Raw genomic sequence first — 24,177 nt, forward strand, 5'->3', positions numbered from 1 at the left:
TCATGAAGTACGTTATTTTGATCTTTAGTTTTTTGGCTTTAAGCCAAAATATATCTGCTCAAAACGAAAAAGAAGCCATAAACACACAACTTGAAGCTTGGCATAAAGCAGCCGCTGATGCAGACTTTGACGCTTACTTTGGTCTAATGACAAAAAACAGTGTCTTTATAGGCACAGACGCCTCTGAAAACTGGCAGAACAAAGATTTTAAAGCGTTTTCAAAACCGTATTTTGATAAAGGCAAAGCTTGGTCTTTTACCACTTTAGAACGCAATATTTATGTAGGCCAACATAAAAAAACCGCTTGGTTTGATGAGTTGCTAGACACGCAAATGGGTATTTGTCGTGGCAGCGGAGTTTTACTCAAAAAAGATGGTGAGTGGAAGATCACCCATTATGTACTTTCGATCGCGATACCTAATGCTGATGTAGATGCGGTTGTGAAGATCAAGAAAGATTTTGATGAAAAAATGATCAAAGAATTAAGAGCAAAACAGTAACGTTTTGCCGTTTCATCAAACAAACAACTAGAATTTTTTAATCCCTAATTACAACATGAAAATTATTTTTAAATCTCTTGCAGTAATGACTGTTGCTGCAGCTACAGTGGTAGGCTGTAAAGATGGCGCTGATGATAAAGCCCAGGCTACTGCTGCTCCAGGTCTTGACCTGGCAAACATGGACACATTGGTGCGTCCACAGGATGACTTTTACAACTACGTAAATGGAAACTGGATGAAAAACACTGAAATCCCAGAAGAAGAATCTACTTGGGGTGGTTTTAGTGTTTTGCGTAAATCTACAGTAGATGACGTTCTTGAGATCGTGAACAACGCTCAAGAAACAAACAAATACGATATCAATTCTGATCAAGGTAAAGCTATCGCCCTTTACAAATCAGAACTTGATACTGTTGCAAGAAACGAGGCTGGCATCACACCATTACAACCAGCATTAGACGCTATTGCAGGCATCAGCAACACGCTAGAGTTACAAACAGTAACCTCTGCAAATAGCGCTGTTTCTAATCCTTTTGCAGGTTTTTATGTACGCGCAGATTTTACAGACAGTAACATGAACGCGGGTTACATTAGCCCAGGGAGATTAGGTCTTCCAGATCGTGATTACTACACAGATCAGGATGCAAAATCTCAAGAGATCAGACAAAAATATGTTGAGCACATCACAAATATGCTTCAATATATTGGTGAGGATGAGGCTTCCGCCAAAAGTGAGGCAGAGCAAATCCTTAAGATCGAGACTCAACTAGCAGAATCTATGCTTACTAAAGTTGAGCGTCGTGATGCTCGCAAGATGAATAACCCAATGAGCGTTAAAGAATTGCAAGCATTAACTCCAGCAATAGACTGGAAGAAAATGTTTAGCGACATAGGCCTTAAGCAAGAGGTTGACACAGTGATCGTTCTTCAACCAGAATACATGAAAGAACTTCAAAATGTAATTGCTTCTAGTAGCATTGAAGATCTTAAAACATTAGTTAAGTGGGCAACTTTAAACAGCGCTGCAGGTTCTCTTACAACAGAGATGGAGCACGCAGACTGGAAGTTCTACAATAACTACTTAAATGGTACTCCTAAACCAAAACCAGCAGATGAGCGTGCGCTTGCAACTGTAGATAGAGCGATGGGTGAAGCTATTGGTCAGGTTTATGTAGACGAGAAATTCCCACCAGAAGCAAAAGAAAAAGCAGTAGAAATGATAGACAATATCAAGGATGCTTTTAAAGATCGTATCAATGGTCTTGCTTGGATGACAGACTCAACTAAAGCTAAAGCTATTGATAAACTAAACAAGTTTACTGTGAAGATAGGTTACCCAGACAAATGGGAAGACTACTCTGATGTTGAGATCAAAGAAGGAAACTCTTACTATGAGAATCTTCAAGCGGTAAGAAAATGGGGTCGTGCAGATAATCTTGCAGACTATGGCCAGCCAGTAGACAAAACTACTTGGGGTATGTCTCCACAAACGGTTAATGCATACTTTAACCCATCTTATAACGAGATCGTATTCCCAGCAGCGATTCTTCAGCCTCCATTTTACAACTACAAAGCTGACGAAGCTGTGAACTATGGTGGTATAGGCGCTGTAATAGGTCACGAGATCTCTCACGCTTTTGATGATAGCGGTGCGCGTTATGATGGTGATGGTAACCTTAAAAACTGGTGGACAGACGCTGACCTTGAGTCATTCACAAAACGTGGTGATGCACTTGCTGAGCAATACAGCAGCATTGAAGTTCTTGATAGCGTTTACATCAACGGTAAATTCACATTAGGTGAAAACATTGGTGACCTTGGTGGTTTAACTGCTGCTTACGTAGGTCTTCAAAAATATTATGAAGAGCACGGTCATCCAGAAAAAATAGATGGTCTTACTGCAGAGCAGAGATTTTTTATCTCTTGGGCAACGATCTGGAGAACAAAAATGCGTGAAGATGCACTTCGCACACGTATTAAAACAGATCCACACTCACCAGGAATGTACAGAGCTTATGTACCACTTCAAAACATCGATGCGTTCTATGATGCATTTGGTATTAAAGAAGGAGACAGCATGTTTATCCCAGAAGAGCAACGTGTGAGAATTTGGTAATAACCAAAGAATAACCAAACTAAAGCCTCTGCAAATCGCAGGGGCTTTTTTATTAATCCTTTATTTCGTTAATAAGCGCAAAAGCTTGATTCACGTATTCTTTTTCAAGAAAAAGGGTAAAATAATTAGACGTTGAGATCACCTCAAAAACCGGAATTCCCTCGTACGCCAGCAGCTTAAAAATGTAAAAATAAAGACCCACGGTTTTTGAGTTATTTTCAGGCAACTCTATAGAAATTGAAGAAAGATCAGCTTTAACGGTGATCTTATTTTCGCTGGCAAAGCAACGCTCTACGATCTCTGTAAGATCGTTAGAAACAAGAATATTACTTTCGTGAAAAGTACTCGAGTATGTAAAATAAGCCTTCGGGATGCTTTTTACTTCCTCTAGCAATCGTGATTGACTATCTAATATCAATGCGCTATTTAAATAAGTGAATTCTGTAATACCACTGCGCACAGTAACATCTCCCAGATTACGCACCATTTTTTCACTAAGACGCTTCTGCGGAAAATACCTGCGCAAGGCCATTACGATACTTCCTACGTTTACCTTCTTCCCCACCATTTCTTCCACCCGCGGCTGAAAGTCTTCTGCCAGGGCACTGAAGTTGATTATTTTTCGCGAAAGCGCGTCTTCTACAAAAGGCTGATGTTTTATCAGATCCTCTACACATGATGAAATCGTACGCATTGTTATATATTTAACAATTTGTGCAAATTTATATAAAATTGTTGAGTTATTTCATTTAGTGTTAAGCCTGAAGTAATTATGCAAAAAAATTATCGCAATGCAAGTATTTAAATTTGGAGGAACATCAGTAGGAAGCGCAGATAACATTCAGCGTGTGGGAGAAATTCTTAACCAGACAGAAGGTGCTAAGATCGTTGTACTAAGTGCAATGAGCGGTGTGACCAACTTACTGGTACAGATTTATGAAGGGCAAGTTCAACAGAATGAAGAGCAGATACGCAACGGTATCGAAGCGATAAGAAGAAAACACTTTGACGCCGTAAGTCAACTTTTTAAATCTTCGCAAACTGCAAGTAAGATCTTGCTTGCAATAGATGATTATCTTGATCAACTTAGCGAACTAGCTTATGGCACTGCGACGCCGTCTAGCTATGCAGAGATAGTGACCATTGGCGAAAGCATGAGCACTGCGATGATCTCAGAGTTTTTCAATCAGCAGGGTATAAATAATGTTTTGCTTAACGCGAAAGACTTCATGTTTGTAGGTAGCGTTGAGAATCCAGACATCGCTGAAGTGGGTAAAAGACTACAACCTATTTTAGATAAAAATCCATCTGAAATATACATCACACAAGGATTTGTATGCCGCAATGAGATGGGAACTATATCTACGCTTAAACGCGGCGGTAGCGATTTTACAGCAACTATAATTGGTGCCGCGATCAACGCTGCTGAAGTACAGATCTGGACAGATATTGATGGGCTGCATAATAATGATCCACGTTATGTAGATCAAACAAGACCTATTGACCACCTTACTTATAACGAAGCTGCAGAGCTTGCTTATTTTGGCGCAAAGATCCTGCATCCACAAACGGTTGCTCCAGTAATTGACAGAGATATCCCGGTGTGGTTAAAAAATACATTTGACCCACAAGCGCACGGTACACAGATTTCTAATGAGTATCACAACCGTGGTTTAAAAGCGATCTCAGCAAAAGACGGAATCACAGCGATCAAGATTCGTAGTAATCGCATGCTAGGAGCACACGGATTTTTAAGAACGATCTTCGAAGTCTTTGACCGTCACGAGACCAGCATAGATATGATCACCACTAGTGAGGTTGCGATCTCACTTACTATTGATGACGATTCTCAACTGGATGCCATTGTAACAGAACTTTCAGTGATCGCAGAGATCACGGTAGAAAAAGACCATAGTATCATTTGTATCGTAGGAGAAAATCTTATTGAAGATCAAACCTCTTATAAAGCATTTGGTTTACTTAATAATCTTCCTGTGCGTATGATATCATACGGTGGAAGCAATAACAATATTTCCCTTCTTGTTCCCACTAGCGAGAAGGTAAATGCCTTGAGATACCTTAACCAGCAACTTTTTCAATTGAGTGAAGCGTTGGTTTAAACTTTGTTAGTTAGTGTTAGAATTATCTGTCTTGAGGCAGATCAAAAAACCCGGCCCCACCAGCCGGGTTTTTGTTATTTTAAAGTAAATGATTTTGAAACTCATAACCCAGCACTTCATCAAGTATAACGCTGTCTATTTGTTTAAAAACCTCATCTGTATTCTCACTATAATCTGGATGTTCAAGGCCTAGCCTATCAGCCTCTGCGGTGTAATATTCTTTTTTTGATGGGTGTTGCGGTATAACGGCATTGATAATATGTCCGTAGGCATTTTTCATTAAGATCGCCGTTAGAATATTCAGGCAATCTTCTCTGTGAATCAGGTTTACTGGCGCATCACCATTGCTAAGATTTTTTCTTCCTGCAAGAAAACGCACTGGGTTTCGGCTTCCGCCAAAAAGACCACCAAAACGCACAACCGTACACTCTAGCGATGACCTGAAGAATATTTGCTCTACTTCTAGCAACTGCCTTCCAGACTCTGTCTCCGGCTGCGGAATATCTTTTTCAGTCACTTTGCCTTGATGATCAGCGTAAACTCCCGTACTACTGATGAGCACTACTTTTTCTACTGAAGAACTTTCAACTTCTTGAAGAAATCTTGCCATGCGCAAGGCATGATTATGTCCCGTGCCACGACGCAAACCTGGTGGGATAAGCACAAAGAGAATTTTGGCGGAAGCCAAAAAATCCTTCACATCTCCCTGCACCTCATTTTCTGTAATTAGGACTTTATAAACATCAAAACCCTTTTTCTTTAAATCAGTCTTTTTTGCATCTGTAGTGACTGAACCTTTTACCGTAAAACCCAAATTCTTTAAGCGGGTGTACAGTGGCATTCCTAGCCAACCCATTCCTGCAATTGCTATCGTATTACTCAAATTGTATCGTTTGTTTTGTGATAATGGCGTCTGTATTTACAAAGGGCATCGGGATGCTAGTTGCCGGTCTTGGCTCAAGGCCAAAATCTCTATTCTCCATCAGATCATAGCTGTAATCTCTAAGTTCAAATTGCACATCTGCATCTTTATCAACCACTGCAATCACATCTAGCGGAGCGCGGTCTGACACTCTGTAAGAAAGCAATCTTTTACTCGTTCTACCTTCAAAAACATGATCTGCCGAAGCTTCCTTTTCTACCTCTTTACCATTAAATATTAATTTTCTAAACTGCGTTTTAACGTCTGCCTCTAATATCATATCGCCCACAGCCCGCTGCGGATAAATGGTAAAATGCAATTCGCGCACATCACCCATCACAGTATCTCTCGCAACATAAACACTAGACGGTGCAACGGCACGTTTTTCGGCTTCTTTTGCAAAACTATACCCTGTGCCGTATTTACCGGTTCCTTCTCCTTCAAAAAAGCTTGCTGCGCTTTTTGGGTCTTCGCCCAAAATACTCTTGAGCCAATTGTCTAAAACCGTATTTGTCGTTACCCAATACGTTTGATCTGAATCTACATCATACACATAATTAAGACTTGTAGGAAATGGTCGTTCTTCATTAAAATCTGCTTTACTTTCAGCTGAAGCAAAACAGCCTATCGCAACGAGCGCAAAGATCGCTGCTAGTCTTCCGCGGAAGCGGTAAAAACCAAAAACAGGTAGTAAAAGACCAAAAAGTAAAACCAAAAATATCGCACTAGCTACAAGCATTTTTAACCCTAGACCAACAGGAAATTCTTTAATATAAAGCGCTAAAATAAAGATCGCTGGCGCGCATAAAAGTGTCAGTCCAAAAAGATTTTTCATGCGACCAGACGCAATGAGATAAACACACAAAATCCCAAAATAAACCGGAATCACGAAAAACGCTGCTCCTGGCAAATACAAAGCCATCAACGTTGAAATTACTAGCCAGAAAAATAATGGTGCGATCGTGAGACTTGCTGCTTGTTGCGGTTTTTGAAAAAGCTTATAGATCCAGAAGCAAAAGGCAAGATTTAAAGCAATAAATGCCGAAATGTAGATATAGCCATTATACGTGAATCCTTGCAAAATATCTTCATAGGCGGGATGAAAACTTTCGATCAGCGCCCAACCAAAATACGTTATCAGTCCGCAACCGATCAAGGAAATTAGAAATGGTAAAAATCCACGACCTACTTCACCCCAAGAAAAATGCTGTTTCCTTTTCGCGTAAGCGATAACTAAAACATACAGGATCCATGCACCAATAACCAGCGGCCAGATCATCCAGAACGGAAAATAGATCATCTTTAGCACCGGGACATTAAAGTAAATATAATCTGTATCGCTCTTAAGATCCACGTCTGCATCTGCAAAATAAGTAAGCAGCGTACTGGCGTATCTACCTTGATGCTCTAACGATTCTGGATCAAGTCTATCGTATCGATCCATCGCCGTGTGATAGTCAAAATGATCACCTATGAAGGCAAAGAAAAATCCATCGATATCACCATTTTCGCGCAATACTGTTGAATCTGTATCATTAGGCAACAGCTTATAAATACTATACATTAGCGAGTTTGCGTATGGATGAGAAAGGCCCGCATCTGCAAAAGCTTTTATCAACTTTTCATTACCGCCATTAGTCTCAACGATCATACTTGATGGACCGCCGCTACCACGCGCTTCAAAGTTGAGCGCAACGCCCACATTTTTTGCCCACGGGTGTTCATCTACAAAGATCGATGCGCCGTTAAGACCTAATTCTTCGGCATCTGTAAATAATATTATGATATCGTTTTTTGGGGTTTTGGCTTTCGCCAAAAATGCGCGCACCGTTTCTAAAACCGCAGCCACACCACTACCGGCGTCACTCGCTCCATAACTTGCCGTGTGCGGAGCGCTATCGTAATGCGACATTAGCAGCACAGCTTTATCATCTTCTGAGCCTTTAATGCGAGCGATTATATTTGTCGCTTCACTCATTGCTCCCCAGCCCGGTTTATAGCCCAAACCTTCTTGAAGCTCAACTTCAAGACCCATTTTTTCTAATTCGCCAGCGATATAATCACGGATCTCATCATGGCCTTCTGTGCCCACAGCATGTGGTTTTGCGCTGATATTCTTGAGATAATCAAATGCTCTTGCGGTTGAGAATTGATCAGCCGGAGTGTCTTCTACACTTATAGATTGAGGCTTTGAGGTATAAAAAGTAAACGCTACCAAACCTATGATGAATAGCAGCGATAATGCAGAAGCAGCATGTTTTTTCATATACATGTATTGATGTGATTAAAGGTAGCAGGAAGTAACGGCATACACAAACTACAATTGATGTTTACGTTAAATTCTGGGAGAACTTCAAACGTTTTCGGAAAATTATGTTAACTTATAGGAGCCAAAAAATCAAGTATATGGGTATTAAAAGCTTTATGGGAAAGCGATCCACCGTTGTGGAAGCGCCCACAAACATTAGAGTTTCAGATTATATGTCTCGCAAGTTGATCACCTTCAGGCCAGATCAACACGTCTTTGAGGTTATGGAACAACTTATAAAACATCGTATCTCAGGAGGTCCTGTGGTTAATGAAAACAACGAATTGCTAGGCATCATTAGTGAGGGCGATTGTATGAAACAAATTAGCGATAGCCGCTACTACAATATGCCCATGAATGAAGCTACGGTAGAAAAAAACATGAATTGCCATGTAGATACAATTGATGGCGAAATGAATGTTTTTGACGCGGCAAAACTATTTATCGAGAAAAAGCACCGTCGTTTCCCAATCGTAGAAAACGGGAAATTAATAGGACAAATAAGTCAAAAAGATGTGCTAAAAGCCGCATTGAATCTCAAAGGGCAAACCTGGAAGTAAGTCTATTTTCTTTTTACAAGCGCATAAAAATCACCTTCTAACGGCAAATAACCCTGATCATACACAAAATAATAGATCGTTCCTTTTTTTGTGGTATAAATGCTTGTGAAGTAATTAAAGTCAAAACCAGCATCTGCTAGTTTTGCAAGCGGAACTTTTGTCTTATCCTCTGGGTTCAACGCCTCAAGAACACGGTAATTCTTACGCAACTTATTATTGATGTTGCGCATGAGATTTTTGCTATCACGATTGTTGCGATTATTATGCGAATTACGACAAGAGTCACTGCAGAATTTCTTGTCGGCACGACCTATGATCTTCTCTCCACATTCTGGACAAGCCTTGTTCATTTTTTATTTTGACTTTTGTCTAAAATAATAAAAATCAATTTATTAATTCTCAATAGCAAGATCCATATGTGCTAAATGGTGGTTACAATGCCAAGAATACATGCCCACAGTAAAAGCTAATGTAAAACTCTTACCATGTTCAGGGTGCGTGTACTGCTTTTGAAATTGATCTTCCGTCAAATTCTCTAATAAAAATGCCCAGCGCGCATGCAAACCTTCAAGAATTTTCAGGGAAGTTTCAATAGGCATTTCTAGATAATCTAGCATTTCTGCCCAGCTTGCTTCGTCATACGGTTTGATCACCGGCGTATCTTCAGTGAGCGCAAGTTTAAACCGTATAAACGCATTCATGTGACTATCTGCGCAGTGATGCACGAGTTGGCGCAACGTCCACCCACCGGGGCGATAGGTTTTTTGTAAATCGGCTTCCGCCAAATTTTCAACCTTTGCCCTAACTTTTTCTGGAAAGGTTTTTATAGTTTCTGTCCAGGCTTTTATATCGGCTGGAGTGATCATTTCTGGCGCGGTGAATTTACCGATGGGATATTTTAAATGTTCCATGTTTTAGTCCTTTTCGCAAAAGCCAATTTATTGATTTTTATAACAAAAGCTACTCTTCATTTATAAAACAACACGCACCGGATCAATAATAAATTACCAAGAAAAAGCTATCTTTGTTAGTGTTAAAAAATTGGTGATGAACATAGAAGCCACAAAATTAGAGCTGATGAATCTTTTACTCAAAACTGAGAAAAAGAGTGTCTTGAACAAGCTTAAAAAAGTTTTTGAAGAAGAGCATACAGACTGGTTTGACGAGATGTCACAAGAAGAGCAACAGGAAGTTAAAAAAGGTCTTGAACAAGCAAACGAAAGTGAGCTTATAGACAATGAAACCATCATGAATCATTTTGAAAAATGGCATTAAAGATTGTCTGGACTCCTCAAGCAAACCAAGGACTACAAAATGTCTTAAACTACCTTGAGGAAGAATGGACTATCAATGAAATTTTAAATCTTGAACACAACCTCAAAGAACTTCTAAAGCATATAAGCAAACACCCCGAAATCTGTCCTACTACGCAGCATTTTTCAAATCTCCACAAAGGTTTTGTAGATAAGAATAACTACATTATCTACCGCTTAAATCTCGACAATAAGCAAATTGAGATAATCAATTTTAGAGGAACTAAACAACGGCCACTTTAAAATTTATCGCTAAGGTTTGGCTTTCGCCAAAACTCATCAGTTTAAATAAAAAATTTTCAAGTTTACGAGTCCTTTCCGCGAAAGCGTTATGTAAATAAAAGTACTTCAAAAACAGGGAAGTCGCCTGCTTTAATCCCTGCAGATTTTAAGAGCGTTTTTCTGCTCAAAAATGCTTAATTTCGCACCTCTTATTAAAAAAGCATACCATGAGCGCAAAGTTCCCTGAATACAAAGGGCTTGACCTGCCAAACGTAGCACAAGAAATCCTGTCTTACTGGAAAGAAAATGAAATCTTTGAAAAAAGTATTTCGAGCCGTGAGGGCAAGGACCCATATATCTTTTTTGAAGGCCCGCCATCTGCAAATGGAATGCCGGGAATTCACCACGTTATGGCACGTGCCATCAAGGATATTTTTTGTCGTTTTCAAACGCAAAAAGGGTTTCAGGTTAAGCGTAAAGCGGGTTGGGATACGCACGGACTACCCGTAGAACTGGGTGTTGAGAAAGAACTTGGTATCACAAAAGAAGACATCGGTAAGAAAATTACCGTTGAAGAATATAACGAAGCTTGTCGTAATGCCGTGATGCGCTACACTGATGTGTGGAACAACCTCACAGAGCAAATGGGATATTGGGTGGATATGGAAGATCCTTACATCACTTACAAGCCAAAATACATGGAAACTGTATGGTGGTTGCTTAAGAATATCTACAAGCAAGACCTGATCTACAAGGGTTACACCATTCAGCCGTATTCTCCTAAAGCGGGAACTGGCCTGAGTTCACACGAGTTGAACCAACCAGGAACATATCAAGATGTGACTGACTCCACAGTGACAGCACAGTTTAAGGCTGTGGAGAATGACGCGTTTAAGAGTTCACCTTTCGGCGAAAGCCATAAAGGCGCAGGCGATGTATATTTCCTAGCCTGGACGACCACACCATGGACGCTGCCTTCTAACACGGCGCTTACCGTGGGGAACAAAATTGATTATGTGCTGATTCGCACGTTTAATCAATATACCTTTGAACCTATCAAGGTTGTTATCGCAAAGCCGCTTGTTGCGAAGCAATTTGGCAAGAAATATTTTGTTGCTGAAGATGAAACCGCTTTTGAAAGCTACAGCGAAAACGACAAAAAAATCCCATACGAGATCCTAGCAGAATGCAAGGGTAGCGAACTGGTAGGTTTGCGTTATGAGCAATTGATAGATTATGTGCAGCCGCACGACAATCCTGAGAATGCTTTTAGAATCATTTCTGGAGATTTTGTAACCACTGAAGATGGTACAGGTATCGTGCACACCGCGCCTACCTTTGGTGCAGATGATGCGCTTGTAGCGAAACAGGCTACGCCTGAAATTCCGCCGATGCTGGTAAAAGATGAGAACGATAATCTTGTTCCGCTGGTGGACCTGCAAGGTAAATTTAGACCAGAGCTTAAGGAATTTGGAGGCAAATACGTTAAGAATGAATATTACGATGATGGCGAAGCTCCTGAAAAGTCAATAGACGTTGAGATCGCAATCAAATTAAAAATAGAAAACAAAGCCTTTAAGGTTGAGAAATACGTTCACAGCTACCCTAATTGCTGGAGAACAGATAAACCTATTTTGTATTATCCATTGGATTCTTGGTTTATCAAAGTGACTGACGTGCGTGACCGCATGCATGAACTTAACCAAGGCATCAACTGGAAACCAAAAGCAACCGGAGAAGGCCGTTTTGGCAACTGGCTTGCCAATGCAAACGACTGGAACCTTTCGCGTTCGCGCTATTGGGGAATTCCGTTGCCTATCTGGAGAACAGAAGATCGCAAAGAAGAAATTATCATCGGTTCGGTTGAAGAGCTGCAAGCAGAGATCGCAAAATCCATCGAGGCCGGATTTATGGACAAAAGTCCATTTGAAGGTTTTGTAGCTGGTGATTTTAGCGATGAGAACTATGACAAGATCGACCTTCATAAAAACGTGGTGGATCAAGTTGTGTTGGTTTCGCCGCAAGGCAAACCTATGAAACGCGAAGCTGATCTTATTGACGTTTGGTTTGATAGCGGAAGCATGCCGTATGCACAGTGGCACTACCCGTTTGAGAATAAAGAAATGGTTGAAAAAACCTGGCGCAAAGCCGACTTTATCGCGGAGGGCGTTGACCAAACGCGCGGTTGGTTCTACACGCTGCACGCTATCGCAACCATGACTTTTGACGATGTTGCGTATAAAAACGTGGTTTCTAACGGACTTGTGCTTGACAAGAACGGGCAGAAAATGTCTAAGCGTCTTGGCAATGCTGTAGATCCATTTACAACGCTTAATACCTTTGGTCCAGATGCGACTCGCTGGTACATGATAAGCAATGCAAACCCATGGGATAACCTCAAGTTTGACCTTGACGGTATCACAGAGGTGCAGCGCAAGTTCTTCGGTACGTTGTACAACACCTATTCGTTCTTTGCCTTGTATGCAAACCTAGACGGATTTAATTATAGCGAGGCTGAAGTTCCTTATGAAAATCGCCCCGAGATCGATCGCTGGATACTTTCAGAACTGCATACGCTTATCAGCAAGGTTGATGAATTCTACGCAGATTATGAGCCTACAAAGGCGACACGCGCGATTTCAGACTTTGTGCAAGAGAATTTGAGTAACTGGTTTGTTCGCTTGAGCAGAAGACGTTACTGGAAGGGCGAGTATGGCCCAGATAAACTTTCAGCATATCAAACATTGTTTGACTGTCTTCTGGCTGTAGCCAAATTAATGGCGCCCGTAGCTCCATTTTTTGCAGAGCGTTTGTACCGCGATCTTAACGGTCTTGTGCAAAAAGATTCGGCTGAAAGTGTTCATATTGCAGATTTCCCAGTGAGTGATCCTAAGTTTATTGACACCAAGCTAGAAAGCAAGATGCAGAAAGCTCAGGAAATTGCGTCTTTAACCCTTTCGCTTAGAGCGAAAGAAAAAATAAAGGTGCGTCAACCGTTGCAACGCATTATGATCCCTATTCTTGACGAAGAGCAAGGAAAAGAGATTCTTGCCGTGCAGGATTTGATCAAATCTGAGGTTAATGTGAAAGAAATTGAGCTAATTGACGATGCTTCAGGGATTTTAGTTAAGACGATAAAACCTAATTTTAAAGCATTAGGCCCACGTTTTGGCAAAGATATGAAGCTGATAGCCAGTGCCATAAATACCTTTGAAGCAAGTGATATAAAAACCCTTGAAAAAGAGGGCGCTTACACGCTTGACATTAATGGAAAAAGCGTTATTTTGGGCCTTGAAGATGTAGAAATATCTTCACAAGATATTGAGGGATGGCTTGTTGCAAGCAATGCTGGTTTAACGGTTGCCCTTGATGTTACTCTTACTGATGAGCTAAAATCTGAAGGTATAGCCAGAGAATTAGTGAATCGTATTCAAAACCTACGTAAGGATTCTGGTTTTGAAGTGACTGACAAGATTAATGTTGCGATACAAAAAGACGGCAAGGTCGAGGATGCCGTTAATAGCAATCTTGAGTATATTAAGAGTGAAACACTTACTGCAACCCTTGACCTTGCAGAAACTGTTGATAATGGCATAGAAATTGCCTTTGACGATGTAGAGACAAGGCTTTCTATCACTAAACATTGATGTATTATGGCTACAGACACTAAAGAAAGGTACAGCGACGCAGAATTAGAAGAATTCCGCGCACTTATTCAAGCAAAGATCGATAAGGCTCAGTCTGATCTAGATCTTATTAAAAGTGCTTATATGAATAACGGTAATAATGGTACTGATGACACTTCGCCTACGTTTAAAGCCTTTGAAGAAGGTAGCGAAACGATGAGCAAAGAAGCAAACTCTGCACTAGCCATACGTCAAGAAAAATTTATTAGAGACCTTAAGAACGCTCTAGTAAGAATACAGAACAAAACCTATGGTATTTGCCGTGTTACAGGTAAGCTTATCAATAAAGAAAGGCTAAAACTTGTACCTCACGCTACATTGAGCATCGAGGCAAAAAACATGCAGAAATAAGCAGAACACCATTACTTTAAAATTATATTTAACGCTTCGGGCATGTCCTGGAGCGTTTTTTGTTTTATAAATAATATGCAGATTTTAAGAATTGTAAGCGTTGTTATGATTTGTCTTTGGAGTCATTTGGCTTTAAGCCAAAAAACTCTGGAGAAGCAAATTCCTGCATCTGGGATAGAAGGGATATTTATCGATACAGACCTTGTTTTTGACATTAAAATTGAAACTGAAAGAACAGCTGATGATATAAAGATCCATACGGAAGTAGAAGGTGAAACCTTTGACACTTTACTGATCCAAACAGAAATTAAAAACGGAATCCTAGAAATTCATACAGCTAGATCACCTTCATTTAAAAAGATAGATGATAAGCTCGCTGCGCATAAAGTACTCTCAATTATCCTACATCTTACCATCCCCGAAAATCTTAATATCGAAGTTGCCTCAGCCCTGGCTTCGGTGACAGCGAGTGGTAATTATAACTATGTGAACTTTAATCTTTCGAGCGGTAATTGCTTTTTAAAAACCTTCCGCGGAAGCGGTATTGTAAATACTGAGCGCGGTAATATTATCGCTCATATTTTTGATCAAGCTATTGAAGCCAGCACGAGAAACGGCAAACTAGATATTGCAGAAACGACCACTACTACTGCCACTTTGAAACTGAGGTCTATTGATGGCGATATTAAAGTAATACGGTCTAAATAATTTAGTTATTTTTGCCATTCTGTTTTTAAAAACTTGCGATGTCGTTAAAGAAGGCAATAGGTATTATCGTTCTTATCCTATTGATCGATCAGATCAGTAAAATATATATCAAAACAAATTTTATTCTTGGCGAAGATGTAGAAGTCTTTAGTTGGTTTAAAATACTCTTTGTAGAAAACGAAGGAATGGCCTGGGGAACTAAAATTCCTGGAGATTACGGCAAGATCATTCTTACTGTTTTTAGAATTTGTATTCTTCCTATAATTGGGTATTGGCTTTATGATAGCGTTAGAAAAAACAGCCCAAAAATCCTTATCGTTGCTATTTCTTTGATCTTTGCTGGTGCCTTTGGCAACATTATAGATTCTATTTTTTATGGTGTGATCTTTAACGGTAGCGAAGGTCAGGTTGCGACAATGTTTCCTGAAGAAGGTGGTTATGGCACGTGGTTTCACGGCAAGGTGGTAGACATGCTTTACTTCCCTATTTATGAGGGTGAGAAGTTTACATTTTTCAATGCCGTTTTTAATATTGCAGATACAGCGATCAGCGTGGGAGTAGGTTTACTTCTTGTTTTTAATAAGAAGGCTTTCGCCAAAGATGAACCCACAGAAGCTATCGAGTCTAAAGAAAGTACTGAGACTGCTTAAGCTATATTCTTACCGTTATCTAGAAATGTAGTTTGAAGTAGCTTAACCAAGTTTTCTAAGGTAATAGGCTTTACTACATATTCTTTCACTCTATTGATCGCTGCAGCTCTCTCAACATCTACTGAATGTACTGAAGAGGTAACAACATAGATAGGCGTCTTAGACAGTTTGTGAATGTTTTTCGCGGTAAGCGCATCAAGAAATTGCCATCCATCCATCACCGGCATATTAAGATCTAACAAGATCATATCTGGAGCTTCTGCTTGTGCTTCCAGATAAAAGTCCATCGCTTTTTTACCGTTGTTAAATGATATAAAATCTGACGAAAAATCGTGCAAAGTAATTAGCCTTTGCAGCATTTTAGTAAAAATAGGATCGTCGTCAATTAAGCAGATCTGTTTAACTTTTTTTGAAGTAGCTTTTTCCATAACCCAAGAGTTTAAACCGTGATTATAAACTTTGTACCATACCCTAGTTTGCTCACAACTGCTATTGATCCACCTAGAGCTTCAACTTGATTTTTTACAATAAATAACCCAACCGACTGGTTATAACCGTCGTTTTCTACAGACTTTGTCATGTGGAAGATCCTGTCACTATCATTCTGAAGATCCATGCCGCCGCCGTTATCTTCTATGATAATTTTGTCCTTACCATCTTCATTAATGCTGTATGCTTTGATCTCTGGTTTTCTACCTGCGTTCTTGCTTAGAATACCGTTTTTGATAAGCGTGTAGAATATGTTATGTAGAAAATCTTCAATATACTCTACAGAAGGCACCTCAGAAAAATCTGAATATACATACGCCTCTTCTTTATTGATAAGATGTTGTAATTCGCCAACACATTCTTCAAGAAGCTCTTCTAAGATCACGGCTTCTCGCTTCTCATTAGCTCTGTTTTGTATAGAAACCACCTCATTAAGCTGTCTCACCGTGCGTCCTAAACCTGCAGCGATTTGCTCATAATTCTTAAAAAGATCTTTGTGATCATCTACAAGTCTGCGCTCATCAACTAATTGTGAAGTAAGCTCTAGATTATTAACCTGCGATTTAAGATCCTGAGAAACGTAATTGGCAAATTTAAAAAGTCGGTTATTGTTAGACTCAATGACAGAATTAGACTTCTCTAACGCTTTTTCTTTTTTACGCAAATCATCTACATCCATGATCACACCGCGCAAACCGCTTACATTGCCTTTTTTGTCAAGCATAGGTTTTGCAACGATCCTCGCCCAGAAGGTGCGATTTTTATAAGTAACCATCTTCACATCATGCTGATAAGAAACTCCTTTTTTAAGTTTCTCAAAATCTTCAATAATGGTCTCGTGAGAATCCATATCAAAGAAGTGCAATGTGTGTTTAAAAGAAGGTCTATAACTACTAGGAACTTCAATAATATTTCTTAGCTGACGATCGTAATAGGTAGATTTCTCTTCAAAGTTTATAACAAAACCGCCTGCACCCGCCATCATGGCTAGCTGCTCATAAAAGAATTTTTCCTGCTTATTGTCAGTTTGAGGTTCTTGAGAATTACCGAATATCGAGAGTAATCGACCTCGTTTTTGAGTGGTCATACTACATATAGGTTCTTAAATGGGGACAACGAAGATAATAAATATATACTTTATGCGCTCAAAACTTATAAATTTCAGCAGCTGTGATACAATGGGTTAGCGGAATATCATGACTATCAGCAGGCAATTTTTCTTCTGGCTCAAAAAAACTTAGTCCTATTTTAAGCACCTCAACCTTACAATCGCTCAAAAATCTATCATAAAAACCTTTGCCATAACCCAACCTGCCACCGGTTTTATCATAAGCCAGTAAAGGAATAAAAACCACATCAATTTGCTTAGGATCAACCGTTAAACCATTTTGCGGTTCAGGAATTCCCCAGGCATTCACTTTAAGTCTGGTATTATCAGAAAGCAAGTGATGCGTCATCGTGTTTTGCTCAAAATCACTCTTTGGCAAAATAACGTTTTTATCCTTACCGTTTAAAACACTTAAGAGAAACTCTGTATTCACTTCCTTTTTTCCTTCAATAGGTAAGAATATGTGGTAATTTTCGTGATTCCAGATGTCAAGCTTAAGCGCATTATTTGCGATCGCGATGCTTTGTTCTTCTATGGCTTTCGCCGAAAGGCTATCCCGAAGACCTTTATATTTAGCTCGTAATTGTGCCTTTGTCATCAGTAAGGTCATCACTTATTGAAATATGAAAAATCGCATCGCCTTGATAGACCAAAGAGGCCTCATTTGCATTGATGATATAACCATCGTGCGGCGCTTTTACCTTGTGACTAAAGCTACCATAAGGATCTGTAATTCTTGCTATGACCTGATTTTTCTCCACATAATCTCCGCAAGAACTACGCAGATGCAATAAGCCACTGTATTTTGCTCGTATCCATCTACTGTCATGCACAAGCACCATTTTTTCGCGTGAAGCTGGTACATCATACTCTTTGTTAAGCATGTTAAAATGATCTAAAATTCGCATGGCGCCTTGCACGCCTTCTCTTGCAATCTCTTTATCACTCACTTTAGACATTCCACCTTCAAAAAGGAGAATAGGTTTACCCATTTTTGCGCAGGTAGATCGATAGGATTTTGGGATGTTTCTAGAATACAATATAAACGGCGCGCTAAAGATCGCAGCGTATTTATACAGTTCGTCATCACCATTTTCTACTCTTATTTGCGAAACATTGTATCTACTACCGCCGCCAGTATGAAAGTCTATACAAAAATCTGCAGCTGGCAAGATCTTATCTACAAATTGATAGGCAAATCTACTTGCTAAAGAACCATGCTTTGATCCTGGAAAAACACGATTAAGATCGCGCCCATCAGGAAATTCTCGTGTCATATTCAAGAAGCCAAAAATATTAAGCACTGGGATACAAATAATAGTTCCGCGGGCTGGCTTATTGATCTTTTTTGCGATTATTTGACGTACGATCTCTACGCCGCCAATCTCATCGCCGTGAATTCCTGCTGTAAAAAGTATGCAAGGACCTGGTTTTTTTGATCGGTTTATGACGATAGGCACTTCCACGGAAGTGGTAGTATAAAGACGCGCCATATTGAAATTTATGGTGCGCTTACCTCCTGGCGGAATTTTCTCTCCTAGAATATGAAGGATATTATTATCGTCTATCCAAGACATGATTAGATTCCTCTTTCAATATAACGGATGATGCTTTTTGCGATATCCTTGCCTGTTGCTGCCTCGATCCCTTCAAGACCTGGCGATGAGTTCACCTCAAGAATTAACGGTCCGCGGTCACTTTGTAGCATATCAACACCAGCAACTCCTAAGCCCATCGCTTTTGCTGCTTTGATCGCTGCATTTTCTTCTTCATCAGTAAGCTGAATGATACTTGCAGAACCGCCGCGGTGAAGGTTACTTCTAAATTCTCCTTCTTTACCTTGACGCTTCATCGCTCCCACAACTTGACCATCAACTATAAATGCGCGAATATCTGCACCTTTTGCTTCTTTAATAAATTCTTGAACGATCACACGAGCTTGCAAACCATTAAAGGCTTCTATCACACTTTCGGCAGCGTTCTTAGTTTCGGCAAGTACAACGCCTAATCCCTGTGTTCCCTCTAACAATTTTATGATCAATGGTGCACCGCCTACGTGATCAATGATCTCAGAAACATCACGCGAGTAGTTTGTAAAAACTGTTTTGGGTAAACCCAAACGTGCTCTGGATAGGATCTGCAGACTTCTTAGTTTATCTCGGCTTCTTACAAGCGCTTGAGACTCGGTTGTTGTAAAACACCCCATCATCTCAAATTGACGCACAACTGCTGTACCGTAATAGGTAATTGAAGCTCCAATTCTAGGAATGATAGCATCTGTATCGTTAAGGTAACGACCTTTATAATAAATGGTGGGTTTACGTTTTTCTATAATAAGATCACACTTTAATGGATCTATTACTTCTACGTCATGTTTCCTTTTTTTAGCCGCTTCTATAAGTCTTGCGGTTGAATATAGATGGCTATTTCTGGATAATATCTTTATTTTCATTTAGCTTAAGGTTGTAGGAAACATCTGTGAGTTCTGTGTCTACGATAAGTTTTTTTGTGAGAAATTTTCGCCCCAGCAAAACCGGAAAACGCATATCTTCTCTAGAACTTAAGGTAAGGGTGATCTTAAAGATCTTACCAAAAATACGAATGTTGCTTTGCACAACATAGCGATACTGCACTTCTCCATTGCTACTTTTCACGGCAGTGATATCATAATCTTTAAAGACCATGGGTTTGCCGTTATAATTGGGGTGTTGTGGATCTAAAAAAGTACAGTGCAACTCATCATCTTCTTCTCTAATGTGCGCACAGTGTATAGACGAGGTGTAAGCACCTGTATCGATCTTGACATCAATGTCTTCAAAACCCAATTTTGGGAAGTCTACTTTGTCTGTCCTGCCTATTATCTTTTTTTCCACAATATGCAATTTAATAAAAAGCCACTAGCCTTTGTTAAAACGGGCGCTAAAGTATGCTTAAAATGCTTAACGGCGCATTACTTTTTAAAAGTTAAAAAATATCTATTAAAGTATTTAAAAAGCCATTTTAGATACGCACAATTCTGGGTAAATTTGAGCGATGAAGCTTCCTGAAATTAGCGTACAATTACAAACTCTTCCCAATAGTCCTGGTGTTTATCAATATTATGATAAGAACGGGAAATTGCTTTATGTAGGTAAAGCAAAAAATCTAAAAAAACGCGTTTCATCCTATTTCACAAAGCATCATGACAATGCGCGCACGCACTTGCTTGTCAAAAAGATCAAAGAGATACGCCACATTGTTGTAAATAGTGAGACAGATGCGCTCTTACTAGAGAACAACTTGATAAAAAAATATCAGCCGCGCTATAATGTGATGCTTAAGGATGACAAGAGTTATCCTTGGATCTGCATTAAGAATGAACGCTTCCCTAGAGTTTTTCCTACGCGCAGGCTTATTAAAGACGGCAGCGAATATTATGGGCCGTTCACCAGCATGAAAACCGTGCACACGTTGCTAGATCTTATAAAAAGCCTGTATCCTCTGCGCACGTGTAATTATGACCTTTCGGCTGAGAAAATCGAGAACGGCAAATACAAAGTTTGTTTAGAATATCATCTAGGCAACTGTTTAGGCCCGTGCGAAGATCTGATCTCTGCAGAAACGTATCATGAGAACATTGACGCTATACGCGAAATAGTAAAAGGAAACTTCAAAGATTCTCTCGTGCGTTTTAAACAAAAGATGAAAGAACACGCCGAAAATCTAGAGTTTGAAGACGCACAACGCATTAAAGATAAAGTTGAGATCCTTGAGAATTACCAGTCAAAAAGTACTGTTGTAAATCCTAAGATCAACAATGTTGACGTCTTTAGTATTGTAAGTGATGAAGGCTATGGATATGTAAATTTCCTCCAACTTTCGCACGGGGCGATCATTCGTTCGCACACATTAGAACTCAAGAAAAAATTAGACGAGAGCGACAAAGAATTACTTGAGATCGGGATCATTGAGATCAGGCAGCGATTTACTTCACAATCTCCTGAGATCTATGTGCCGTTTGAGGTTGACATAGGCGAAGAAATTAGAGTTACCGTACCTAAGCTGGGCGACAAAAAACGCATTGTAGAACTAAGTGAGCGCAATGCAAAGTACTTCAGGATGGAGCGCTTTAAGCAAGTAAAGATCGTAGACCCAGACCGCCATACAAACCGTATCATGGCGCAGATGAAGGCAGATCTACGTCTTAGCGAAGAACCGCGCCACATAGAATGTTTTGACAACTCAAACATTCAAGGTACAAATCCTGTTGCGGCTTGTGTTGTCTTTAAAAACGGCAAACCCAGCAAGAAGGATTATCGTAAATTTAATATCAAGACTGTCACAGGGCCCAATGATTTTGCGTCTATGGAAGAGGTAGTTCACCGCAGATACAGGCGTTTACTTAATGAAGGCGAAGATCTTCCACAGCTTATTATCGTAGATGGTGGTAAAGGTCAGCTCTCTTCTGGAGTAAAAGCTCTTGAGCGATTAGGCTTACGCGGAAAGGTCGCCATCATAGGCATTGCAAAGCGTCTGGAAGAGATTTTTTATCCGGGAGACAGTATTCCGTTATATTTAGATAAAAAAAGTGAAAGTTTAAAGATCATTCAGCAACTAAGGAATGAAGCCCACCGTTTTGGGATCACATTTCATAGAAATAAACGCAGCAGTTCTGCATTAAATACAGAACTTGAAGAAATCTCAGGAATAGGAGAAAAAACGGTAGTAGAATTATTAAAACAATTTAGATCTGTAAAACGCATCAAAGAAGCCTCTTTAGAAAGTCTTTCTGAAATTGTCGGCCCATCGCGCGCAAGGATCATACATGACCATTACCATAAAAGTGACACTTAAAAAACACATAGCTCTCGTTTTTGTTCTTTTCGCTTTAAGCGTAAAAGCTCAGGATATTATTGACATAGATCTTAGCAATATCCCAAAGGGTGACGACCTTAAAATTGGTCTGGTTTTAAGCGGTGGTGGGGCAAAAGGTCTGGCACACATTGGTGTTTTAAAAGAGATTGAAAAAGCCGGAATCGAGATAGATTACATAGGCGGTACAAGCATGGGCGCGATCGTGGGTGGCCTTTATGCTTCTGGCTACACAGCTTCTCAGCTTGATTCTATTTTTCATGCGATCGACTTCCAAAAATTGATTCAAGATCAACTACCGCGAAGTTCTAAAAGCTTTAATGAGAAGAAGAATTCTGAGCGTTATGCGATAACGCTTCCGTTTGATAATTTTAAAGTATCAATTCCTTCTGCTTTGTCAAAGGGTCAGAACATGTATAATTTGCTAGCAAAACTCACCATGCATGTGAAGGATACGAGAGACTTCAGTAAACTTCCAGTACCATTTTTTTGTATCGCAACAGATGTGGTAAAAGGTCAGGCGATAGTTTTAGACAGCGGCGCTCTACCTGAAGCGATCACAGCCAGTGGCGCTTTGCCATCGTTATTTAGTCCTATTGATATGGATGGCCGTTTACTTATAGATGGCGGTGTGCTTGATAATTACCCGGTGGAAGAATTGAGAAAACGCGGTGCGAATTTCATCATAGGTGTAGATGTTCAAGATGATCTTAAAACACGCGAAGAGCTAGGCAGCGCGCCCGAAATTCTTGTGCAGGTAAATAATTATCGCACCATTGAGGCGATGAAAGAAAAGATCAAACTCACAGACATTTACATCAGGCCAGATATTGACGATTACTCGGTCGTAGATTTTGAAAAAGGAAATGATATTATCGCTTGTGGCGAAAAGAAAGCCCAATTGTGCAAAGCTGCACTAGAAAAAGTAGCTCAAAGCCAATATGCCTTTTACAAGAAGCCTAAATTAAAGATCGCATCAAAGGATAGCATCACCTTAAAATCTATCGCAACTAATGGTAACGAATATTACACCAGATCATACATCTTAGGAAAACTTAAATTAAGAACTCCCACAACTACAACTTACGACAAACTTTATCAGGGAATAAACAACCTAAGCGCCACAGGAAATTTTAAACGCATTAATTATAGCTTAGAAGAATATGATGACGACTCATATCACCTAGGACTAAATGTAAGAGAAAGTAAAAGCACAACTTCTATAAGTGCTGCGCTGCATTATGATGATCTTTATAAAAGTGCTGCTCTAGTGAACTTCACAAAAAAGAGATTGCTTTTTCGCAATGACGAGCTTTCAGTAGATTTTGTGGTGGGCGATAATATAAGATATAACATAGACTACTTTAGCGATAACGGTTTTTACCTAGGTTTTGGGATTAGATCTTCTTACAACAGTTTTGAGAAAAGAATAGATGCAGATTTTGTAGATCAACTTCTAGAGACTTCACTTTCTAACCTTAACAGCGTGGATGTAGAATATTCTACGTTTAACAATCAGTTTTACTTGCAAACCCTTTTTGAAAAGCAATTCTCACTTGATCTGGGTATTGAGCATAACTACCTCGCCGTTGAAACCCAAACGCTGAGATCTGACGAAGCAGACAAAGATTTTGTTTTTGAAGACAACCATTATTTCAGCGCATACGGAAAATTAGAGTTAGACACCTTTGATGATAAATACTTCCCTACTAGCGGTGTTTATTTTAATGGAGATTTTCACCTTTATCTTTTATCTAGCGATCGCTTTAACGACTTTGAAGAGTTCTCAATAGGTAAAGCAAAATTTAAATATGCTTTTTCTCCTCTCAAAGATTTTTCGGCAGTTATAAGCAATGAAGGCGGCTTTAAATTAGGCGGTAATCAGACAAAATCGCTAGACTTTATTCTGGGCGGTTGGGGTAATAATCCTGTGAATAATCTCATCCCGTTTTATGGCTATGATTTTGTGAGTAATATTGCCAACTCCTATGTGATGACCACGCTAGATTTTGACTATAATTTTTATGGTAAAAACCACCTCACCTTTGGAGCGAACATTGCCAATTTTGAGGATGATCTTTTTAGCACCGGCAACTGGCTCAGCACGCCAGATTATACCGGCTATTACATAGGTTATGGTCTGGAGACTTTTCTTGGTCCGCTACAAACACGCGTCACCTATTCTCCAGAAATTGATGAAACGCACTGGCATTTCAGCCTAGGATTTTGGTTTTAAGAAAATATTGATCTAAAACCGTTTCAATTTTACGATA

23 protein-coding genes are annotated in these 24,177 nt (G+C 39.7%); 12 read left to right on the forward strand and 11 right to left on the reverse strand.

The window, feature by feature from the left end; all coding sequences use genetic code 11:
* The first annotated feature begins 2 nt into the window (after positions 1-2).
* Positions 3-500, forward strand: a complete 498-nt coding sequence (locus ACZ5L8_RS12490; protein ID WP_464437956.1) for a nuclear transport factor 2 family protein — start codon at positions 3-5, stop codon at positions 498-500.
* Between the two features lie 55 nt (positions 501-555).
* Positions 556-2,616, forward strand: a complete 2,061-nt coding sequence (locus tag ACZ5L8_RS12495) for a M13 family metallopeptidase (RefSeq protein WP_464437958.1) — start codon at positions 556-558, stop codon at positions 2,614-2,616.
* A gap of 52 nt (positions 2,617-2,668) precedes the next feature.
* Here ACZ5L8_RS12495 and ACZ5L8_RS12500 read toward each other — a convergent pair whose 3' ends face one another.
* The gene (locus ACZ5L8_RS12500) at positions 2,669-3,310 is read right to left on the reverse strand and encodes a hypothetical protein (RefSeq protein WP_464437960.1); all 642 of its coding nucleotides are present in this window, start codon (positions 3,308-3,310) and stop codon (positions 2,669-2,671) included.
* A gap of 97 nt (positions 3,311-3,407) precedes the next feature.
* On the opposite strand from ACZ5L8_RS12500, the gene ACZ5L8_RS12505 reads away from it, so the two are divergent.
* Positions 3,408-4,736: an aspartate kinase gene (locus ACZ5L8_RS12505; protein WP_464437962.1), complete on the forward strand. Its 1,329-nt coding sequence runs from the start codon at positions 3,408-3,410 to the stop codon at positions 4,734-4,736.
* Positions 4,737-4,815: 79 nt separating this feature from the next.
* On the opposite strand, the gene ACZ5L8_RS12510 is transcribed toward ACZ5L8_RS12505, so the two are convergent.
* Positions 4,816-5,619: an NAD(P)H-binding protein gene (locus tag ACZ5L8_RS12510; protein ID WP_464437963.1), complete on the reverse strand. Its 804-nt coding sequence runs from the start codon at positions 5,617-5,619 to the stop codon at positions 4,816-4,818.
* Positions 5,612-7,924 carry a M20/M25/M40 family metallo-hydrolase gene (locus ACZ5L8_RS12515; RefSeq protein WP_464437965.1) on the reverse strand — a complete coding sequence of 771 codons (2,313 nt, stop codon included), beginning with the start codon at positions 7,922-7,924 and terminating at the stop codon, positions 5,612-5,614. The genes ACZ5L8_RS12510 and ACZ5L8_RS12515 overlap by 8 nt, the downstream gene beginning before the upstream one ends.
* A gap of 140 nt (positions 7,925-8,064) precedes the next feature.
* Here ACZ5L8_RS12515 and ACZ5L8_RS12520 point away from each other — a divergent pair, with 140 nt between their 5' ends.
* A complete protein-coding gene (locus ACZ5L8_RS12520) occupies positions 8,065-8,526 on the forward strand; it encodes a CBS domain-containing protein (protein ID WP_462600312.1) in 462 nt (153 codons plus the stop codon).
* Positions 8,527-8,528: 2 nt separating this feature from the next.
* Here the strand turns inward: ACZ5L8_RS12520 and ACZ5L8_RS12525 are convergent, their stop codons facing one another.
* Together ACZ5L8_RS12525 and ACZ5L8_RS12530 are read right to left on the reverse strand one after the other, a co-directional pair.
* A complete protein-coding gene (locus tag ACZ5L8_RS12525) occupies positions 8,529-8,876 on the reverse strand; it encodes a hypothetical protein (protein ID WP_464437967.1) in 348 nt (115 codons plus the stop codon).
* A gap of 42 nt (positions 8,877-8,918) precedes the next feature.
* Complete coding sequence (locus tag ACZ5L8_RS12530; protein ID WP_464437969.1) at positions 8,919-9,437, reverse strand: YfiT family bacillithiol transferase; 519 nt, start codon at positions 9,435-9,437, stop codon at positions 8,919-8,921.
* 166 nt (positions 9,438-9,603) lie between these two features.
* On the opposite strand from ACZ5L8_RS12530, the gene ACZ5L8_RS12535 reads away from it, so the two are divergent.
* The 6 genes from ACZ5L8_RS12535 to ACZ5L8_RS12560 all read left to right on the forward strand — a co-directional run bounded on the left by ACZ5L8_RS12535 (position 9,604) and on the right by ACZ5L8_RS12560 (position 15,456).
* The gene (locus ACZ5L8_RS12535) at positions 9,604-9,801 is read left to right on the forward strand and encodes a hypothetical protein (protein WP_464437970.1); all 198 of its coding nucleotides are present in this window, start codon (positions 9,604-9,606) and stop codon (positions 9,799-9,801) included.
* Positions 9,792-10,082 carry a type II toxin-antitoxin system RelE/ParE family toxin gene (locus ACZ5L8_RS12540; protein WP_464437971.1) on the forward strand — a complete coding sequence of 97 codons (291 nt, stop codon included), beginning with the start codon at positions 9,792-9,794 and terminating at the stop codon, positions 10,080-10,082. The genes ACZ5L8_RS12535 and ACZ5L8_RS12540 overlap by 10 nt, the downstream gene beginning before the upstream one ends.
* A gap of 206 nt (positions 10,083-10,288) precedes the next feature.
* Complete coding sequence (gene ileS, locus ACZ5L8_RS12545) at positions 10,289-13,708, forward strand: isoleucine--tRNA ligase (protein ID WP_464437972.1); 3,420 nt, start codon at positions 10,289-10,291, stop codon at positions 13,706-13,708.
* Between the two features lie 6 nt (positions 13,709-13,714).
* Positions 13,715-14,098, forward strand: a complete 384-nt coding sequence (locus tag ACZ5L8_RS12550) for a TraR/DksA family transcriptional regulator (RefSeq protein WP_462600305.1) — start codon at positions 13,715-13,717, stop codon at positions 14,096-14,098.
* Positions 14,099-14,173: 75 nt separating this feature from the next.
* Positions 14,174-14,806, forward strand: a complete 633-nt coding sequence (locus ACZ5L8_RS12555) for a hypothetical protein (RefSeq protein ID WP_464437973.1) — start codon at positions 14,174-14,176, stop codon at positions 14,804-14,806.
* A gap of 38 nt (positions 14,807-14,844) precedes the next feature.
* A complete protein-coding gene (locus ACZ5L8_RS12560; protein ID WP_464437975.1) occupies positions 14,845-15,456 on the forward strand; it encodes a lipoprotein signal peptidase in 612 nt (203 codons plus the stop codon).
* On the opposite strand, the gene ACZ5L8_RS12565 is transcribed toward ACZ5L8_RS12560, so the two are convergent.
* From ACZ5L8_RS12565 to ACZ5L8_RS12590, 6 genes are read right to left on the reverse strand one after another with little or no spacing between them, the layout of a single operon-like run.
* Entirely contained in the window at positions 15,453-15,884 is a 432-nt protein-coding gene (locus tag ACZ5L8_RS12565) for a response regulator (RefSeq protein WP_464437977.1), read from the reverse strand. The genes ACZ5L8_RS12560 and ACZ5L8_RS12565 overlap by 4 nt on opposite strands.
* An 11-nt stretch (positions 15,885-15,895) precedes the next feature.
* The gene (locus ACZ5L8_RS12570; protein WP_464437979.1) at positions 15,896-17,032 is read right to left on the reverse strand and encodes an ATP-binding protein; all 1,137 of its coding nucleotides are present in this window, start codon (positions 17,030-17,032) and stop codon (positions 15,896-15,898) included.
* A 58-nt stretch (positions 17,033-17,090) separates the two neighbouring features.
* Complete coding sequence (locus ACZ5L8_RS12575) at positions 17,091-17,651, reverse strand: 5-formyltetrahydrofolate cyclo-ligase (protein ID WP_464437981.1); 561 nt, start codon at positions 17,649-17,651, stop codon at positions 17,091-17,093.
* Positions 17,626-18,630 carry a succinylglutamate desuccinylase/aspartoacylase family protein gene (locus tag ACZ5L8_RS12580; RefSeq protein WP_464437982.1) on the reverse strand — a complete coding sequence of 335 codons (1,005 nt, stop codon included), beginning with the start codon at positions 18,628-18,630 and terminating at the stop codon, positions 17,626-17,628. The genes ACZ5L8_RS12575 and ACZ5L8_RS12580 overlap by 26 nt, the downstream gene beginning before the upstream one ends.
* A gap of 2 nt (positions 18,631-18,632) precedes the next feature.
* Positions 18,633-19,505 carry a 30S ribosomal protein S6--L-glutamate ligase gene (gene rimK / locus ACZ5L8_RS12585; protein WP_464437983.1) on the reverse strand — a complete coding sequence of 291 codons (873 nt, stop codon included), beginning with the start codon at positions 19,503-19,505 and terminating at the stop codon, positions 18,633-18,635.
* Positions 19,477-19,926: an ATP-dependent zinc protease family protein gene (locus ACZ5L8_RS12590; protein WP_464437984.1), complete on the reverse strand. Its 450-nt coding sequence runs from the start codon at positions 19,924-19,926 to the stop codon at positions 19,477-19,479. The genes rimK and ACZ5L8_RS12590 overlap by 29 nt, the downstream gene beginning before the upstream one ends.
* 160 nt (positions 19,927-20,086) lie before the next feature.
* Here ACZ5L8_RS12590 and uvrC point away from each other — a divergent pair, with 160 nt between their 5' ends.
* Complete coding sequence (uvrC, locus tag ACZ5L8_RS12595) at positions 20,087-21,886, forward strand: excinuclease ABC subunit UvrC (RefSeq protein WP_464437986.1); 1,800 nt, start codon at positions 20,087-20,089, stop codon at positions 21,884-21,886.
* Complete coding sequence (locus ACZ5L8_RS12600) at positions 21,858-24,140, forward strand: patatin-like phospholipase family protein (protein WP_464437988.1); 2,283 nt, start codon at positions 21,858-21,860, stop codon at positions 24,138-24,140. The genes uvrC and ACZ5L8_RS12600 overlap by 29 nt, the downstream gene beginning before the upstream one ends.
* Positions 24,141-24,177: the final 37 nt, after the last annotated feature.

This window comes from Leeuwenhoekiella obamensis (genome assembly GCF_055391795.1).

Bases quoted from the DNA above. Each gene is read 5' to 3' on its own strand.
- ACZ5L8_RS12555 (WP_464437973.1), top strand. From the start codon at position 14,174: ATGCAGATTTTAAGAATTGTAAGCGTTGTTATGATTTGTCTTTGGAGT.
- ACZ5L8_RS12505 (WP_464437962.1), top strand. From the start codon at position 3,408: ATGCAAGTATTTAAATTTGGAGGAACATCAGTAGGAAGCGCAGATAAC.
- ACZ5L8_RS12525 (WP_464437967.1), bottom strand. From the start codon at position 8,876: ATGAACAAGGCTTGTCCAGAATGTGGAGAGAAGATCATAGGTCGTGCC.
- ACZ5L8_RS12600 (WP_464437988.1), top strand. From the start codon at position 21,858: ATGACCATTACCATAAAAGTGACACTTAAAAAACACATAGCTCTCGTT.
- ACZ5L8_RS12565 (WP_464437977.1), bottom strand. From the start codon at position 15,884: ATGGAAAAAGCTACTTCAAAAAAAGTTAAACAGATCTGCTTAATTGAC.
- ACZ5L8_RS12570 (WP_464437979.1), bottom strand. From the start codon at position 17,032: ATGACCACTCAAAAACGAGGTCGATTACTCTCGATATTCGGTAATTCT.
- ACZ5L8_RS12530 (WP_464437969.1), bottom strand. From the start codon at position 9,437: ATGGAACATTTAAAATATCCCATCGGTAAATTCACCGCGCCAGAAATG.
- uvrC (WP_464437986.1), top strand. From the start codon at position 20,087: ATGAAGCTTCCTGAAATTAGCGTACAATTACAAACTCTTCCCAATAGT.
- ACZ5L8_RS12550 (WP_462600305.1), top strand. From the start codon at position 13,715: ATGGCTACAGACACTAAAGAAAGGTACAGCGACGCAGAATTAGAAGAA.
- ACZ5L8_RS12515 (WP_464437965.1), bottom strand. From the start codon at position 7,924: ATGAAAAAACATGCTGCTTCTGCATTATCGCTGCTATTCATCATAGGT.
- ACZ5L8_RS12520 (WP_462600312.1), top strand. From the start codon at position 8,065: ATGGGTATTAAAAGCTTTATGGGAAAGCGATCCACCGTTGTGGAAGCG.
- ileS (WP_464437972.1), top strand. From the start codon at position 10,289: ATGAGCGCAAAGTTCCCTGAATACAAAGGGCTTGACCTGCCAAACGTA.
- ACZ5L8_RS12540 (WP_464437971.1), top strand. From the start codon at position 9,792: ATGGCATTAAAGATTGTCTGGACTCCTCAAGCAAACCAAGGACTACAA.
- ACZ5L8_RS12535 (WP_464437970.1), top strand. From the start codon at position 9,604: ATGAATCTTTTACTCAAAACTGAGAAAAAGAGTGTCTTGAACAAGCTT.
- ACZ5L8_RS12580 (WP_464437982.1), bottom strand. From the start codon at position 18,630: ATGTCTTGGATAGACGATAATAATATCCTTCATATTCTAGGAGAGAAA.
- ACZ5L8_RS12500 (WP_464437960.1), bottom strand. From the start codon at position 3,310: ATGCGTACGATTTCATCATGTGTAGAGGATCTGATAAAACATCAGCCT.
- rimK (WP_464437983.1), bottom strand. From the start codon at position 19,505: ATGAAAATAAAGATATTATCCAGAAATAGCCATCTATATTCAACCGCA.
- ACZ5L8_RS12575 (WP_464437981.1), bottom strand. From the start codon at position 17,651: ATGACAAAGGCACAATTACGAGCTAAATATAAAGGTCTTCGGGATAGC.
- ACZ5L8_RS12495 (WP_464437958.1), top strand. From the start codon at position 556: ATGAAAATTATTTTTAAATCTCTTGCAGTAATGACTGTTGCTGCAGCT.
- ACZ5L8_RS12490 (WP_464437956.1), top strand. From the start codon at position 3: ATGAAGTACGTTATTTTGATCTTTAGTTTTTTGGCTTTAAGCCAAAAT.
- ACZ5L8_RS12560 (WP_464437975.1), top strand. From the start codon at position 14,845: ATGTCGTTAAAGAAGGCAATAGGTATTATCGTTCTTATCCTATTGATC.